Annotated in this window: 18 protein-coding genes; 7 read left to right on the forward strand and 11 right to left on the reverse strand. The window is 62.7% G+C overall.

The window, feature by feature from the left end; genetic code table 11:
• The first annotated feature begins 78 nt into the window (after nucleotides 1–78).
• Nucleotides 79–201 (forward strand): hypothetical protein, encoded by a 123-nt coding sequence (locus tag RS897_RS30355; protein WP_315832377.1) that lies wholly within the window; start codon nucleotides 79–81, stop codon nucleotides 199–201.
• Between the two features lie 54 nt (nucleotides 202–255).
• Nucleotides 256–594, forward strand: a complete 339-nt coding sequence (locus RS897_RS30360; protein WP_315832378.1) for a hypothetical protein — start codon at nucleotides 256–258, stop codon at nucleotides 592–594.
• Nucleotides 595–618: 24 nt separating this feature from the next.
• On the opposite strand, the gene RS897_RS30365 is transcribed toward RS897_RS30360, so the two are convergent.
• Complete coding sequence (locus RS897_RS30365; RefSeq protein WP_315832379.1) at nucleotides 619–882, reverse strand: DUF6719 family protein; 264 nt, start codon at nucleotides 880–882, stop codon at nucleotides 619–621.
• Nucleotides 883–1,131: 249 nt separating this feature from the next.
• Nucleotides 1,132–1,566, reverse strand: coding sequence for a tautomerase family protein (locus RS897_RS30370; RefSeq protein ID WP_315832380.1), 435 nt, complete (start codon nucleotides 1,564–1,566; stop codon nucleotides 1,132–1,134).
• Nucleotides 1,567–1,752: 186 nt separating this feature from the next.
• Between RS897_RS30370 and panE the strand changes: the two genes are divergently transcribed.
• Nucleotides 1,753–2,691, forward strand: a complete 939-nt coding sequence (gene panE / locus RS897_RS30375; RefSeq protein WP_315832381.1) for a 2-dehydropantoate 2-reductase — start codon at nucleotides 1,753–1,755, stop codon at nucleotides 2,689–2,691.
• 20 nt (nucleotides 2,692–2,711) lie between these two features.
• On the opposite strand, the gene RS897_RS30380 is transcribed toward panE, so the two are convergent.
• From RS897_RS30380 to RS897_RS30405, 6 genes are read right to left on the reverse strand one after another with little or no spacing between them, the layout of a single operon-like run.
• Nucleotides 2,712–3,764, reverse strand: coding sequence for a branched-chain amino acid ABC transporter permease (locus tag RS897_RS30380; protein WP_315832382.1), 1,053 nt, complete (start codon nucleotides 3,762–3,764; stop codon nucleotides 2,712–2,714).
• Nucleotides 3,765–3,767: 3 nt separating this feature from the next.
• A complete protein-coding gene (locus tag RS897_RS30385) occupies nucleotides 3,768–4,646 on the reverse strand; it encodes a branched-chain amino acid ABC transporter permease (protein ID WP_315832383.1) in 879 nt (292 codons plus the stop codon).
• A 10-nt stretch (nucleotides 4,647–4,656) separates the two neighbouring features.
• Complete coding sequence (locus tag RS897_RS30390; RefSeq protein WP_315832384.1) at nucleotides 4,657–5,370, reverse strand: ABC transporter ATP-binding protein; 714 nt, start codon at nucleotides 5,368–5,370, stop codon at nucleotides 4,657–4,659.
• Nucleotides 5,367–6,176, reverse strand: coding sequence for an ABC transporter ATP-binding protein (locus RS897_RS30395; RefSeq protein ID WP_407654577.1), 810 nt, complete (start codon nucleotides 6,174–6,176; stop codon nucleotides 5,367–5,369). Before RS897_RS30395 ends, RS897_RS30390 begins: the two co-directional genes overlap by 4 nt.
• Complete coding sequence (locus RS897_RS30400; RefSeq protein ID WP_315832386.1) at nucleotides 6,160–6,873, reverse strand: glutathione S-transferase family protein; 714 nt, start codon at nucleotides 6,871–6,873, stop codon at nucleotides 6,160–6,162. Before RS897_RS30400 ends, RS897_RS30395 begins: the two co-directional genes overlap by 17 nt.
• 1 nt (nucleotide 6,874) lies before the next feature.
• Nucleotides 6,875–7,618, reverse strand: a complete 744-nt coding sequence (locus RS897_RS30405) for an SDR family NAD(P)-dependent oxidoreductase (RefSeq protein ID WP_315832387.1) — start codon at nucleotides 7,616–7,618, stop codon at nucleotides 6,875–6,877.
• Nucleotides 7,619–7,955: 337 nt separating this feature from the next.
• Between RS897_RS30405 and RS897_RS30410 the strand changes: the two genes are divergently transcribed.
• Nucleotides 7,956–8,705 carry an SDR family NAD(P)-dependent oxidoreductase gene (locus RS897_RS30410; protein WP_315832388.1) on the forward strand — a complete coding sequence of 250 codons (750 nt, stop codon included), beginning with the start codon at nucleotides 7,956–7,958 and terminating at the stop codon, nucleotides 8,703–8,705.
• Nucleotides 8,706–8,770: 65 nt separating this feature from the next.
• On the opposite strand, the gene RS897_RS30415 is transcribed toward RS897_RS30410, so the two are convergent.
• Both RS897_RS30415 and RS897_RS30420 read right to left on the reverse strand, forming a co-directional pair.
• The gene (locus RS897_RS30415) at nucleotides 8,771–10,333 is read right to left on the reverse strand and encodes an acyl-CoA carboxylase subunit beta (RefSeq protein ID WP_315832389.1); all 1,563 of its coding nucleotides are present in this window, start codon (nucleotides 10,331–10,333) and stop codon (nucleotides 8,771–8,773) included.
• 40 nt (nucleotides 10,334–10,373) lie between these two features.
• The gene (locus RS897_RS30420; protein WP_315832390.1) at nucleotides 10,374–10,910 is read right to left on the reverse strand and encodes an acyl-CoA carboxylase biotin carboxyl carrier protein subunit; all 537 of its coding nucleotides are present in this window, start codon (nucleotides 10,908–10,910) and stop codon (nucleotides 10,374–10,376) included.
• Between the two features lie 70 nt (nucleotides 10,911–10,980).
• Here RS897_RS30420 and RS897_RS30425 point away from each other — a divergent pair, with 70 nt between their 5' ends.
• Nucleotides 10,981–12,198, forward strand: a complete 1,218-nt coding sequence (locus RS897_RS30425; protein ID WP_315832391.1) for an ABC transporter substrate-binding protein — start codon at nucleotides 10,981–10,983, stop codon at nucleotides 12,196–12,198.
• Nucleotides 12,199–12,431: 233 nt separating this feature from the next.
• Here RS897_RS30425 and RS897_RS30430 read toward each other — a convergent pair whose 3' ends face one another.
• On the reverse strand, nucleotides 12,432–12,950 hold the full coding sequence (locus RS897_RS30430; RefSeq protein WP_315832392.1) for a winged helix-turn-helix transcriptional regulator: 519 nt from the start codon (nucleotides 12,948–12,950) through the stop codon (nucleotides 12,432–12,434).
• Nucleotides 12,951–13,291: 341 nt separating this feature from the next.
• Here RS897_RS30430 and RS897_RS30435 point away from each other — a divergent pair, with 341 nt between their 5' ends.
• Both RS897_RS30435 and RS897_RS30440 read left to right on the forward strand, forming a co-directional pair.
• Nucleotides 13,292–13,912 carry a 2-hydroxychromene-2-carboxylate isomerase gene (locus RS897_RS30435; protein WP_315832393.1) on the forward strand — a complete coding sequence of 207 codons (621 nt, stop codon included), beginning with the start codon at nucleotides 13,292–13,294 and terminating at the stop codon, nucleotides 13,910–13,912.
• A gap of 70 nt (nucleotides 13,913–13,982) precedes the next feature.
• Entirely contained in the window at nucleotides 13,983–15,212 is a 1,230-nt protein-coding gene (locus RS897_RS30440) for a CaiB/BaiF CoA transferase family protein (RefSeq protein WP_315832394.1), read from the forward strand.
• Nucleotides 15,213–15,218 lie beyond the last annotated feature (6 nt).

A 15,218-nucleotide genomic window follows, 5' to 3' on the forward strand; every position in this document is an offset into this window, starting at 1 on the left:
GCGCAACAAATCTTGCCGGGGTTTGAACCTGACAACCGGAGGTCGCGACACATTGTCAGAACCGCCCGGAGACAGACGATGCGCGCCCTGAGCTTCATCCTTGCCTTTGCCTTCATGCTGGCCGCGCCGGCATTGCAGGTCTCGGCGGCGCACGATCAGCTGCCGGGCGTCGGGACCTTCAGTTACAACGGTTCACGCTGAGACGGGCGGACTTCACTGCCGTCCGGACCTTTCATGAAACACCGATTGCCTGCGATGACCGCCGCCCTCCTGGTCGTCCTCGGCGCGTCCGCTTTTGCGGAATCTTACTCGTTCTCAAGCATGCCGGATCCGCGCGGCGAATTCATTCGCTTGTGCGCGCCCTACATGATCAAGCGTTCGGACCATCCGGAAGCAGTGTGCGACTGCCTGCATCGGCAGGCTGTGGCGATGGTCGAGGACGTCGAGGTGCGCGATGCCTTGCTCTACGGCATCAGCGAGACCGGGGTTCCAACCATCGACAAGGCCTGGCTGCCGCCGGTCAAGGAAGAGCAGATTGATCGGACGATGACCCGGATCGCAGCCCCCAGCATGGCCTGCATCTACGGAAAGTAGCGCGACCTCGAGCGTAAAAACGCTCTATCGCTTCACGCAGACGCGCGAGCGCGCGATGCCTTGCGGCGTCAGCTTTGCGGCGGTGACTTCCTTGACCTGGCCGGCGGGGCAGGTTCCGTCGTCGACCCGGACGCGCTGTCCCAGCCGCATCTCGCCTTCGGCCGGCTCGCGTTGCAGGGCGACGGCCGCCCACGCCATCGAAGCACCGAACACCGTGGCGCCAAACACGGCAGCCCCAATGCAAAGCGCAAACAGCGGCGGCGAGCGGTGCGGTTTATTTGTTTTCAATTTTGACGCCATTGGGACCAAGGTTGATCTGCAGGCCTTCGGGCTGCTTCTTGGCCTGATAGAGATTGTAGCCGAGGACCGCAACCACCATGACCAGTGCGCCGACGACAGCGTAGAGAAGGTTGCGGTGTTCATCGGAATCATCCTGCAGCCAGCGGTGCCGCAGCTATGCTGATTCTTGGCGGCCGCGTCCACAACCATCACGTCGCAACTGTGTTCCCGGGCTGTGGTCCCGCGCGCCGTGGGGCCTCAGATCTTCTGCATGCGTTCCCGATCGGCGGACGGCAGGCCCGCCAGCCAGTCCGCTTCGTGCCCCGGCTCCGGCAGGACGTGGCCGTATTCGATCATGTCGCGCGCCGGCAGATCCGTCAGATAGACCCAGACACTGTTGGGTTGCGCGCCTGCAGCAGCAGCGACCACGCGATGCAGTTCGCGCAGCAGACGGCCGCGATCGACCGCGCTGCGTCCGGCGCGAATCTGGCCGTTGATGAAGATCTGGTCGTCGTTCAACGGCTTTCCGCCGATGAAGTAATTACCGGCTGGCACGTCATTGAAGATGACCTGGGCGAAGAAGGTCGCAGCACCGGTGACCTCGTTATGCACCCGCGTGATATCGCGAGCGACCGCGCCCTTCTGTTCGGCGGAGAGACGACCGGCCGGCACGGTGCAGGTGTAAGTGGGCATGGTCGTTCTCCCTCGATTGTTCGATTGGATTGTCTTTTCAGTTCTGTAATAGAACTTGTCAAGCGTGGCGCCGCGTCCGGTGCGAGACCCGCATTTTTTGAGGGGCAGCCGATCCCCGGATAAAGCAACTTGCCATTCGCAATCGCAAATTCGATCATCGGCAAAACTTCTATGAGGAGACGAAACATGCGCGTGTTGGTGATCGGTGCCGGTGCCCTGGGCGGCTATTTCGGGGCGCGGCTGATCGAGGCGGGACGTGACGTCACGTTCCTGGTTCGCCCGCGGCGCGCCTCCGAACTCGGCGATGGGCTGGTGCTGAAAAGCCCGGCGGGAGACATCACCATCGCCAAGCCGCAACTCGTCACCGCGGATCAACTGAAGGCGCCGTTCGACCTGATCCTGCTGAGCTGCAAGGCCTATGATCTCGACAGCGCGATGGACTCCTTCGCGCCCGCGGTGGGGCCGCAAACGCTGATCCTGCCGCTGCTCAACGGCATGGGCCATATCGACGCGCTCAATGCGCGCTTCGGCAAGGACCATGTGCTGGGCGGCCAGTGCGTGATTTCAGCGACGCTGAGCGACAAGGGGCACGTGCTGCACCTGAACGACCTGCACAGCATCACATTTGGCGAGCAGGGCGGCGGTTCATCGGCGCGAGCCAAGGCAGTGGCCGATACGCTGTCTGGCGCGAAGTTCACGGTCCAGGTCAGCGACGCCATCCTGCAGGACATGTGGGAGAAGTGGGTGTTCATCGCCACCGCGGCCGGCATGACCTGCCTGATGCGCGCGGCGACCGGCGATATCGTTGCGGCCGGTGGTGCCGACCTGGTGATCGGGCTGCTGGATGAATGCGCCGGCGTGGCGACGAAACACGGTCACGCGCCGCGCCCGGCGCCGATGGAGCGCTTCCGGGGCATGTTCGTCGCTCCGGGATCGCCGATGATGGCCTCGATGCTGCGCGATATCGAGCGCGGGTCGCGGATCGAGGCGGATCATATTATCGGCGACCTGCTGCGGCGGGGCGGCGAGGCCAGCGACAAGATCTCGCTGTTGCGCATCGCCTATGTTCATCTCAAGGCGTATGAGGCGCGGAAGCAACGCGAGCAGGCCGCCACACCTGCATAACAAACGACGGCGATCGGAGATCAGCCGTTGTTTGCCGAGCTTGCGGCATTGCGTAGGGTCCGCAGCAGGCGCAGCAGACCTGCGCAGCCGCCGGGCATCACCAGCATCAGCACCACCAGCATCAGGCCGTAGGTCGCCCCCGACAGGCCCTTGGAAAAGTGCTCGGCGACATTCGGCACAAACAGAATGAATGCCGCGCCGAAGAACGCGCCGGGCAGCCAGCCGACGCCGCCGACCACCAGTCCGACCACCAGCGCTACCGACAGGCTGATGGTGAAACTGTCCGGCGCCACGAACTGCAGCACGATGGCGCCGAGCGCGCCGGCGACGCCAGTGTAGAGCGCGCTGACGCCAAATGTGAGCGCCTTGTACAGTGGCGTGTTGATGCCCATCGAGCGCGCGGCGAGGGGGTTGTCACGGATCGCCATCATGGCGCGTCCGGTGCGGGTGCGGATCAAGTTCTGGGCGACCGCGAACAGCAGGAACGTGACGATGAGAGTGAAGAAATAAAGCCACTGGTCCTGGGTCAGCGGTAGTCCGGCCGGCGGATCCGGCTTGGTGATGACCAGGCCTTGCACGCCACCGGTCCAGTGCTCGAACAGCGAGAATTTGAGGATCTGCGGGGTTGCGATCGACAGTGCGAAGGTGGCGAGCGCCAGATAGATCCCTTCCAGCCGCAGGGCCGGCAGGCCGAACAGGAAGCCGAACACGAAACAGATCGCTGCAGAAACCGGCAGGGTCCAGACATAACTGATGTCGCCCTTGTCCATCATGATGGCGGCGGTGTAGGCACCGATGGCATAGAACGCCGCGTGCCCGAGCGAGAACTGGCCGTTGAAGCCGGTCAGCAGATTGAGACCGATGATCGCGATGGCGTAGATCAGCACCATGGTCATCTGGAAGATGAAGAAGGTGTGCAGCACAAACGGCAGCACCACAGCGACGATCAGGACGGCAACGCCGGTGAGCAGCTTGAGGTCGACGCTGCGCTGGGTCGATTGTGTGCCGCCGAGCACGGCTGCGAGCTCGATCGGCGTTTCACTGGCGTGTTGCATGGAGCTGGCTGGCGGCATGGATCAGACCCTCTGCACGTGGCGGCTGCCGAGCAGGCCGCTCGGCTTGATGACCAGGACGACAATGATGATGGCGAGTGCGATGGTGAGCTTCAGTTCGCCGCCCACCACCGGAATGTAGGTGCCCGACAGGTTTTCGATGATGCCGACGGCGAAGCCGCCGAGCACTGCGCCGGGTGGGCTCGACAAGCCACCCAGCACGGCGGCGGCGAAGCCATACAGCAGGATGCCGAGCATCATGTTGGGTTCAAGAAACACGATGGGCGCGATCAGCACGCCCGCGATGGCGCCGATGGCGGCGGCCATGCCCCAGCCCAGCGCAATCATCCATTCGACCCGGATGCCGACCAGCCTGGCGGAGGCTGGGTTCTCGGCTGCCGACTGCATCGCAAGTCCCACCCGGGTGTAGCGAAAGAAGCCAAACAGCAGCAGCAACAGGCCGAAGGTGATCAGGATCATCGCCAGTTGATGGGTGCTGATCAGCCCGCTGCTGAACAGCGGATCGGCCCCAAACGGCGTGGGAAACGGCTTGCTGGTGAAATCCCAGATGAAGCCGGCGAGGCTGTTCAGCATGGCCAGAAGGCCGACGAACATCACGATCTGGGTCAGCATCTGGGCGTTGCGGACCGGCTTGAAGATGGTGCGATCGATCAGCACGCCACCGGCGAACGAGACCACGACGGCGGCTGACAACGCGACCCAATAGGGCGCGCCCCACTGCATGAATTGCCAGGCGAGAAACGTGGAGAACATCGCCATTTCGCCCTGGGCGAAATTGATGTGGCCGATCGCCTGGTAGATCATCACCAGCGCCAGTGCGACGCAGGCATAGATGGCGCCGGTCGCGATCCCGGCCGTCAACTGCTGTGCGAACAGCTCCATGGCAGTCTCCTCAATAACCGAGATATGACCGGCGCAACTGTTCGTTGGCGCGGATGTCCGATGACGCGCCGGAAAATACGATGCGTCCGGTTTCGATCAGATAGGCGTGGTCGGCGAGTTCGAGCGCGATCGAGGCATTCTGCTCGACGAGGAGGATGCTGACCTTCTCATTGCGATTCAGTTTGCGGAAGATGTCGAAGATCTCGCGCACGATCAGCGGGGCGAGGCCGAAGGAGGGCTCGTCGAGCAGCAGCAGTTTGGGCCGCAGCATCAGCGCACGGCCGACCGCCAGCATCTGCTGCTCGCCGCCGGACAAAAGTCCGGCCTGCTGGGTGCGCCGCTTTTTCAGGATCGGGAAATAGCCATAGACCATCTCCATGTCGGCGGCGATGCCAGCCTTGTCGTGCCGCGTCATGGCGCCGAGCTGGAGATTGTTCTCGACGGTCTGCTTCGTGAAGGTGCCGCGGCCGTCGGGCACATGCGCCACGCCAAGCCGGACGATGTCCTCGGTCTGCGACTGGATGATCGAGCGGTCGCGCAGGCGGATATCGCCGGAGCGGCGGACCATGCCGGAGATGGCGCGCAGCGTGGTGCTCTTGCCGGCGCCGTTGGCGCCCAGCAGCGCCGTGACGCGTCCCTCCGCGATGGAGAAATCGAGGCCATGCAGGGCGGCGGTCTTGCCGTAATAAGCGTGCAGGTTCTCGACGGTCAGCAGCGCGCTCATGCCGCCTCCGCGCCGAGATAGGCCGCGATCACATCCGGATGGGCCTGGATCTGCGCCGGGGTGCCTTCGCCGATCTTGCGGCCGAAATTCAGGGCCACGATCTTGTCGGAGATCGACATCACCAGCGCCATGTGATGCTCCACCAGCAGGATGGAAATGCCGCGCTCAGTGCGAATGCGGCGAATTAGCTTGGTGAGCTCGTCGACCTCTTCGTGATTGAGGCCGCAGGCCGGCTCGTCCAGCAGCAGGAGTTTGGGATTGGTGGCCAGCGCCCGCGCCAGCTCGACGCGCTTCTGCGTGCCGAACGGCAGATCCACCACCTTGCGCTCCGCCACCGGGCCGAGGTCGAGATAATCGATCAATTCCTGGGCGACACGGTTCGTGAATTTTTCGCCGCGGCGTGTCCAGGGCAGGTACAGCGCGTCGCTGGCGTAGTTGCCTTTGACCCGTGCATGGGTGCCGATCCTGACATTGTCGCGCACCGAGAGGTTCTGGAACAGCGCCAGGTTCTGGAAGGTGCGGCCAATGCCGATCTCGACCATGCGATGCGCCGGGCGATCGAGAATGGAGCGGTCTTCAAACACCACATCGCCGGAGTTCGGCGTGTAGAGCCGGCTCAGGCAATTGAACAACGTGGTCTTGCCGGCGCCATTGGGGCCGATCAGGCCGAGAATGGTACAGGGATCCATCTCGAAGCCGACGCCGTCCAGCGCGACAATGCCGCCGAACCGGACGCAGACGTCGCGGACCGAAAGAATGGGCTGGGTCACAGATAAGCTCCGGCTCTGGTCAAGTGGCGGGGGCAGGGCGCGGCGGCCGCACCGGTGGACTGCCGGGCGGCGGAGTGTTGGCGGTCTTGCCGCGCTGATAGCCGGCGCGCGCAGTGGTGCGCTCCAGATAAGGGTAGGCGTTGTCGCAGATGCCGACGCCATAATCGATCGCCCAGACCAGGCAGGTGGTGAGCAGGATGTCGGCGCTGGTGAATTGCTCGCCCATCAGATACTTGCGCCCGTCGGTCAGCGCGGTTTCGACATGGCGCAACTGGCCGCGAAAGTATTTTGCGGCTTCGGCCACGACCTCGGGCGCGTCGCCATAGATGTGCTTGAGGTCGGTGTGCCGGCGCATCACATAGAGGCTGGTCGAGTCGAGTTCGGCCACGATGAAGAAACACCATTCCAGCCAGGCCGCATATTGGCGGCGCTCGTCCGGCACCAGCGAACAGTCCGGCGTCGAATAGGTGCGCGAGAGGTAGGCAACGATGGCGGCGCTTTCACCGATGGTGAAATCGTCATCCTGCAGCAGCGGGATCTTTTGGCGCGGATTGAGTGCGGTGTATTCCGCGGTCAGGGTTTCGCCGGTGCGTGGCAGGATCGGACGGGACTGATAGGTCAGCCCCAGTTCCTGCATCGCCCAATGCGGGCGGATGGTGCGGCTGGTGCCGACGCCCCAGAGGATCAGCGGTTTGTTCGGCGTATTGGTTGTGGATGCGGTTGCGGAAGCCATCTCACCATGTCTCCACACCGGGGCGCAGATCGAGCTCGTGAGTCCAGCCGTCGCGGCTTTGGTGGTGCACGAACCAGTAGGCCTCGGCGATGGATGAGGTCTTGGTCAGGCTGTCGGGCGGAATGTCAGTCACATCGATCCCGCGCATGGCCTTGTAGCGGCGGTGGATCTCCTCGCTGTCGACGCCGGCGTCGATCAGGAGGTGCACGACATGGATGTTTTGCGGTCCCAGTTCGCGCGCCATGGCCTGGGCCACCGCACGCAGACCGAACTTGGCGGCGGAAAATGCAGCAAAGCCCTTGCCGCCGCGTACACTGGCGGTGGCGCCGGTGAACAGCATCGTGCCGCGTCCCCGCTTGAGCATGTGATTGGCCGCCTCGCGGCCGACCAGGAAGCCGGCGAAGCAGGCGAGCTCCCAGGCCTTGAAGAACAGCTTCTCGGTGGTTTCCAGCAGCGGCTTGTTGACGTTGGAGCCGGCGTTGAACAGGCAGACCTCGATCGGCCCGACCTTGTCCTCGACCTCGGCGAACAGCGCTTTCACCTGTTCTTCATTGCGGGCATCGACGCTGAAGGCCCTGACGTCCGCACCGGTCGCTTTCAGTTCATCGATCAGTGCCTGTGACTTGGCGGCTTCCCGCCGTGCGATGCAAACCTTGAAACCACCGGCCGCAAACCGCCGGGCGACCGCCGCGCCAATGGCGTCACCGGCGCCGACAAGCAAAACCACTCCAGATCCCTGAGCCATCGCTCTTCTCCCATTAAGTTCTTTTTTTAGACTGATAGAGCAAAAGCCGATTGTTAGGAAGTCATAAATTTCAATGGCGGGTCGAAATCACGACTTCTTGGTTCTCGTGCGCCGGGTTTTCCGGCGAGGAACACGGACATAACATTCGGGAGAAACTGGCTATTCGCTGCGAGATGGGCTCCGTCGTCCGGCGGTGGGGCGGTGTGCTATTGTTGTGGGCGGCCGCGTTGATCGGCCGGATTGCGACGGGCTGGTAGCGGCAAGGGTGCTGACGAGGCGGCAATTGACAAAGTCCTAAAAAAGAACTTTATGGTTTGAAATACAATGTCGGGAGGTCATGGTGGCAACAAAGCGCAATGCGACGGTGGTGGTGGTCGGGGCCGGTGATTTCATCGGCGGCGAGATCGCAAAGAAATTCGCGTCCGAGGGCTTCACGGTGTTCGTCGGACGGCGCAACGGCGACAAGCTGGCCGGCCTGATCAAGGAGATCGAGGATGCCGGCGGCACGGTGTTCGGTCGCTCGCTCGATGCACGCAAGGAGGAGGAGGTCGTCAAGCTCATTGCCGACGCCGATGCGCATGCACCGCTCGAAGTCTGCGTGTTCAATATCGGCGCCAATGTCAATTTCCCTGTCGTCGAGACCACGGAGCGGGTGTTCCGCAAGGTCTGGGAGATGGCGTGTTATTCCGGCTTCCTGACGGGGCGCGAGGCGGCGCGCGCCATGCTGGCCCGCGGCAAGGGCAACATCTTTTTCACCGGCGCCACAGCCAGCCTGCGCGGCGGCTCAGGTTTCGCCGCCTTCGCCAGCGCCAAGTTCGGCCTGCGTGCGGTGGCGCAGGCGATGGCCCGCGAACTCGGGCCGAAGAACATCCATGTCGCTCACCTGATCATCGATTCCAGTGTCGACACCGAATGGGTGCGGCAGCTGATCACGACGCGGGAAGGCGCCGACGCCATGAAGAACCTCGATCCCAACCGGCTGATGCGTCCGGCGGCGGTCGGCGAGGCTTATTGGAGCCTCTATCAGCAGCCGCGCGACGCCTGGACGTTCGAGCACGAGATCAGGCCCTTTGGCGAGAAGTGGTGACGCGTTCACAAGATCTGGACGACAAAAGCGGGCCGAGTGGCCCGCTTTTTCGTGCCGATGGGAGATCAGGGCCGGAAGCTGAACTGCGGCGGCCCCAGCTGCAGCTTGAGCTGGGCCTGCACCAGTTCGATCCAGTCGGTCAGGCGCGCGCGGGTCTCGCGCGGATGAATGAGATCATGAACTGAAAAGGTCTCCGCCTGGCGGAACGGCGATTGCAGCGCTGCGAACTGGTCTTCCAGTTCGGTGCGCCGGGCGACCGGATCGGGAGAGGCCGCGATTTCGTGCCGGAAGGCCAGCGCCACGCCGCCTTCGACCGGCAGCGCGCCGCTCTCGGCCGAGGGCCATGCCAGCACATAAGCGCCGGAGGGCATGTGCGCGTAGTTGGCAAGCCCCATGCTCTTGCGCACCAGGATGGTGGCCCAGGGCACGGTCGACAGCGCCACCGAAATCAGCGCCGAGGCGCCATGGCGAATGGTGGCGTCGCGCTCGGCCTCGGGGCCGATCATGAAGCCGGGTTCGTCGACCAGGGTGACGATGGGCAAATGAAATGTCTGGCAGAGATCGACAAAGCGGCGCAGCTTCTGTGCGCCGGCTGCCGTCAGTGAGCCGGCATTGTGTTTGGGATCACTGGCGAACACACCGATCGGATACCCGTCGAGGCGGGCGAAGCCGGTGATCTGTCCCGGACCGAATTTTCGGCCCATTTCGAAGAACGAGTCCCGATCGACAATGGCGGCCACGACCCGGCGCATGTCGTAGATTCGCCGGCGATTGGCGGGAACGATGTTTTCGAGTTCGGCGCTGGCTTCTTCCGCGGGGGCGACCGACGCACTGCGCGGCGACAGCTCCCAGACATTCTGCGGCAGATACGACAGGAAACGCTTGATGGCGTCGAAGGCAGCGCTCTCATCCTCGACCACGTCGTCGACCAGGCCGCTCTTCTCATGCACCTGGGCGCCGCCCAGCTCCTCCTTGGTCATCTTGATGCCAAGCGCGCGTTCGACCAGCGCCGGACCGCCAGTCAGGATCTGCGAGGTGTGGCGGGTCATCACGGTGTAGTGCGAGGCCACCAGGCGGCCGGCCGGAAAACCGGCGACGGCGCCGAGCGCGGCGCTCGCGACCGGGACCGTTCCGAGACAACGGGCGATGGCTTCAAAGCGGTCGCGGGCATAGACAGGCTCGGGCAGGGTCTTGGCGGTCTTGCCGCCGCTGCCGGTGATGCTGGCGCCGGATCCCTCATGCAGTCGCACCAACGGGATGCGGTACTGCAGCGCCAGGTCTTCGGTATAAATGCTCTTGCGCAGGCCGGCGGCGTTTGGTGATCCCGCGCCCATGGTGAAATCCTCGCCACCGATCACGCAGTGACGTCCCGCGATCTTGCCGATCCCGAGCACGAAATTGGCGGGGGTGAACGACAGCGAGCCGTCGTCGTTGCGTTCGCCCGCGCCGGCAATCGGGCCGACCTCGCGCAGCGATCCCTCGTCCAGCACCCGGTCGATCCGTTCCCGGACGGTCAGGCGATCCCTGGAATGCTGCTTGCGGACGGCTTCCTCGCCGCCCTGGCGTTTGGCCAGCTTGCGGCGCTGGTCGATTTCATCGGCCTTGTCTTGCCACGGCGTGTCGCGCATCGCGTCCTCCGAAAAACTGTTCAGTTCAAGCGTGTCGTCGTCAGGTATCGAGGGTCACCAGCAGCTGACCTTCTTCGATCATGTCTTCGACGGCAACCGCGATGCTCCTGACGATTCCCGAGACGGGGGCCGCGACCGGAATCTCCATCTTCATGGCCTCGACGATGGCGACGTCTTGCCCGCTTGTTACTTTGTCGCCGATCCCGACGTTGATCAGGAACACGCGTCCAGCGAGTTCGGCCGTGATTTTCGTTTCCGCCATGAGGGTGTTCACCTGATCGTTGCTATCGAGAGATGCGAAATTTAGTTCGATAAAAGAACCTGTCAATCCAGCTGCATTCACGTCACCAGAAGCTGTTCCAAAGCTAGTGTTATCAATCTGGAGTCGATCCTTCTTGACATAGTTCTTAAAAAGAACCTTTATTGTGGCAACGACGGCCGGCTCATCGGCCGCGACAGGTTGAGGAAACGGAAGCAGGTCGGCCGGTCGCGTTACCTGAAAAGGTGCGACCGACGCCACGGCAGACACGTCTCCAGCGTCAGGACTGAACGATTCTCCCGGCACGGTGCGCTGCATCGGCCGGGGTCGATTGCTCATGGGAAAATGCCGGATGCATCCGGCATCAACGCCAACAGAGGAGGGATAAATGCTTGCAGGGAAAAGACTGATTGCCGCGATGCTGCTGGGAACGCTCGGAGTGTGTTCCGACGCATTCGCCGCGGAGATGCCCGGTGTCACGGCAACGGAGATCAAGATCGGCGGCGTGTTTCCGTTCAGCGGTCCGGCGTCGTCGATCGGCCTGGTCGGCCGCGGCATGCTGGCCTATGTCAATTCGATCAACGATCGTGGCGGCATCAATGGCCGCAAGATCAACTATATCGCGCTGGACGATGCCTACAGCCCGCCGAAAGCGGTGGAGCACGTCCGCAAGCTGGTCGAAAGCGACGAAGTCGCCTTCATGTACAGCCAGCTCGGAACGCCCGGCAATTCAGCGACGGCGAAATATCTGATCGGCAAGAAGGTGCCGACCATCGCGATCATCAGCGGCTCCAGCAAGTTCACCAACGTCAAGGAGTATCCGACCACGACGACGGGGCTTGCGAGCTACGACACCGAAGGCAAGATCTACGCAAAGCATATCGTCAAGTCGCTGCCGAACGCCAAGATTGCGATTCTTTATCAGAATGACGATCTCGGCAAAGACTACGTCAGCGCCTTCAAATCCTACTTCAAGGATGCATTCGACAAGAAGGTTGTGACCGCTGCGTACGAGATCACCGATCCGACGGTGGATTCCCAAGTGGTCAATCTGAAGAGTTCGGGCGCCGAGGCGCTGCTGGTCGCGGGCACTCCGAAATTCGCCGCCCAGGCCATTCGCAAGGCCGGCGAGATCGGCTGGAAACCGCTGCTGATCGTCAACTTCCCCTCGAGCTCGGTGAACGCCACCTTGAGACCGGCGGGCCTCGACAGGGCGGTCGGCGTCGTGGTCGGCACCTTCCACAAGGATCCGGTGGAGCCGGCCTGGGACAACGATCCCGGCATGAAGGCCTATCGCGAGTTCTTTGCCAAGTATCTGCCCGGCGCCGACATCGCGGAGGGCAATTATCAGACCGGCTATGAGCAGGGCGTGATCCTCGAGCAGATCCTCAAGCAGTGCGGCGACGACCTGTCGCGCGAGAACATCCTGAAGCAGGCCAAGAATCTGAAAGACTTTGTGGTTCCGACGGCGCTGCCCGGTGTGAAGATCAACACCAGCGCAACCAACAACAAGATCTGGACCCAGCTGCAGTTGCAGCGCTGGACCGGGATGGCGTGGGAGCGGTTTGGCGAGGTGCTGACCGCGGACGAGGACGCAGGGCAGTAATCATCGAGAAAGCCGGCGTCCTTCGAGGGGCGCCGGCTTTGTCATGTCTGTGGTGCGGTGTGGATGAGATCTTACTCGGTCAATGTAATCCGTCATCCTGAGGTGGCCGTGCGTAGCGCGGCCCTCGAAGGGCGACGGCCAATTCTTAAGAAGATTGGGCCGTGCATCCTTCGAGGCTCGCCCAGCGGTGCAAGTGCACCGCAGGGCTCGCACCTCAGGATGACGGGATTAGTTCAGGAGGCGCGGAGCAGGGCCTTCTTGCGCGGAGCCTTGTCCGACGCCGCTGCAACTTCCTTGACCGGCAAAGCTCCGGGGCCAGGATGGGTGTGCACTTCCTTGGCCTTCAGCGGCTCGCCGCATTCCGAGCAGACCATCACCGGATCGAAGAACTTGCCGCAGGTCTTGTGCTGATGAACCAGCGGCCGGCCACGCTCGTCGACCATGTGGATATCGCCCCAGTGCACGATGGTCATCAGGATCGGATAGAGGTCGAGGCCCTTCTGGGTCAGGATATATTCATGGCGCTTGGGGTTGGTCTGGTAGGGCGCGCGCCGCAACACGCCAAACCGCACCAGCTTTTTCAGCCGGTCTGCCAGCAGGTGGCGGGTGATGCCGAGCTTGGACTGGAATTCCTCAAACCGTCGGACCCGCAGGAAACAATCGCGCAGGATCAGCAGGCTCCAGCGGTCGCCGATCACCGCGAGGGTGCGCGAAATCGAACACGATTCTTCCTCGAGAGCATCCCACTTCATATCGATCTCCAAACCCTAGTCCAGAAGCCCCGCCATGAGGTGCCAGGGATATGAGCTGTGTTTCCCGCGGTACCGACGCTGCTTTCATTACCCTACAAATAGCAAATATTTCGAAAAGTGCCATTCCGAATCGGCATTCAAGTTTAGCAGGGATTGCGTATTTGCCGCTCATAACGCTCAAAATCACGGCGATTGCCGTAAAAGCCAGATCGGTTTGACAGTTCTATTTTAGAACTGTATAGAGGGGCTATCGTTCGATGGCCGACCTGCTTGTCGGCCAGCGCCGGCTCCAGGAGCTGCGCGAATACTGACACCAACAAGGTTTTAGGGAGGAGATTGCCGTGGCACCCAAGGTGGAGTTTCTGTTCGACTTCGGCAGCCCCAACGCCTACCTGGCGGAAAAAGTGATCCCGTCGATCGAAAAACGCACCGGGGTCAAGTTCGAGTATGTCCCGGTGCTGCTTGGCGGGATCTACAAGCTGACCGGCAACAGCTCGCCCGGCGACTATCTGCGCGGCATCAAGAACAAGCCGCAGCATATGCAGGTGGAGACCGAGCGGTTCATCCGCCGTCACAACATCACGACCTTCAAGCAGAACCAATTTTTCCCCGTCATCACCCTGATGCTGATGCGCGGCGCGATCGCGGCGCAGTTCGAGGGTGTGTTCGAGCCATATTTCCGCGCCGCCTATCACCACATGTGGGAAGAGCCCAAGAAGATGGACGATCCCAAGATCCTGCGCGAGGCGCTGATCTCGTCCGGGCTCGACGCCGACAAACTGATTGCCCGCTCGCAGGAGGCCGACGTCAAGAACCGGCTGCTGGAACTCACCCAGAATGCGGTCGATCGCGGCGCGTTCGGATCGCCGACCTTCTTTGTCGGCAACGAGATGTTTTTCGGCAAGGACCAGTTGCGCGACGTGGAAGAAGAAATCGTCGCGCAGAAGGCCAAAGCTGCCTAGACTTGGCGGCATGATATCGGACTTGGATGCGTAACCACCAATAACAAAAGACGGCTTCGGGAGAATGGCGATGGCGGGACCACTGAGCGGCGTGAAGGTCATCGACCTGACGGGTGTGGTGTCAGGCCCCCTGGCCACCATGTTCCTGGCCGACCAGGGCGCCGACGTGCTCAAGATCGAGCCGCTCGGCGGCGACATCACCCGGCGCAGCCGTCAGACCATCGACAAGGCGGGGAATTTCTCCGCCTTGTTCATTTCCACCAACCGCGGCAAGCGCTCGCTCGCCATCGACATCAAGACCGACATCGGGTGCGAGGTGCTGGCCAAGCTGATCGGGCAAGCAGACGTGCTGGTGCAGAATTTCCGTCCCGGCACCATGGAGCGGCTGGGGCTCGGTTTCGAGCAACTGCGCAAGTCTCACCCGCGGTTGATCTATGTCTCGATCAGCGGCGTCGGCGACAGCGGCCCCTATGTCAAGAAGCGGGTGTATGACCCGATCATCCAGGGGCTGTCGGGCTTCGCCGACATCCAGTCCCAGCCGGTCACCAATCGCCCGCAGATGATCCGCACCATCGTTGCCGACAAGACCACGGCGATCTTTTCCGCGCAGGCGGTTTGCGCCGCGCTGTATGCGCGGGAGAAGTCGGGCGAGGGCCAGCATATCCAGGTGGCGATGCTGGACACCATGATTTCCTACCTCTGGCCCGAAGGCATGATGCAGTACACCGTGGTCGGCGCCGAGGCGACCGCGACGGATCCGAACGACCGGCCGGATCTGGTGTTCAAGACCAGCGACGGCTACATCACCGTCGGCACCATCTCGGACTCCGAATGGCGCGGCTTCTGCCAGGCGAGCGGCGACAGCAAGCTTGCCGAGGATCAGCGGTTCGCGACCCCGGCGGGGCGTTCGGTGAACGCGACGGCGCGCATCAACCTGATGGGCGAATACATCGCCAAACATACCACCGCCGAATGGCTGGCGCGTCTCGATGCGTCGGATGTGCCCTGCGCACCGATCCTGCGGCGTGGCGAAATCATTCACAACGAGCAGGTGATCGCGCGCGGCCTGATCGAGGAGTTCGATCAGCCCACCGTGGGCAAGGTGCGACAGCCGCGGCCGGCCGCCCGCTTCGATGTCAACGAAGCCGGCATCCAGGGGCCCGCGCCGCTGATCGGCGAGCACTCGCGCGACGTGCTGCGTGAGCTCGGTTATTCGTCCGGTGAGATCGATGCGTTCGTGAGCAGCGGTGCTCTGCGGGTGGCCGGCGAGGCGCCGCCGCCGAAGCGTCAGGCGTCGTAGTCGCTG

The organism is Bradyrhizobium prioriisuperbiae (assembly GCF_032397745.1).
Taxonomy (GTDB): domain Bacteria; phylum Pseudomonadota; class Alphaproteobacteria; order Rhizobiales; family Xanthobacteraceae; genus Bradyrhizobium_A; species Bradyrhizobium_A prioriisuperbiae.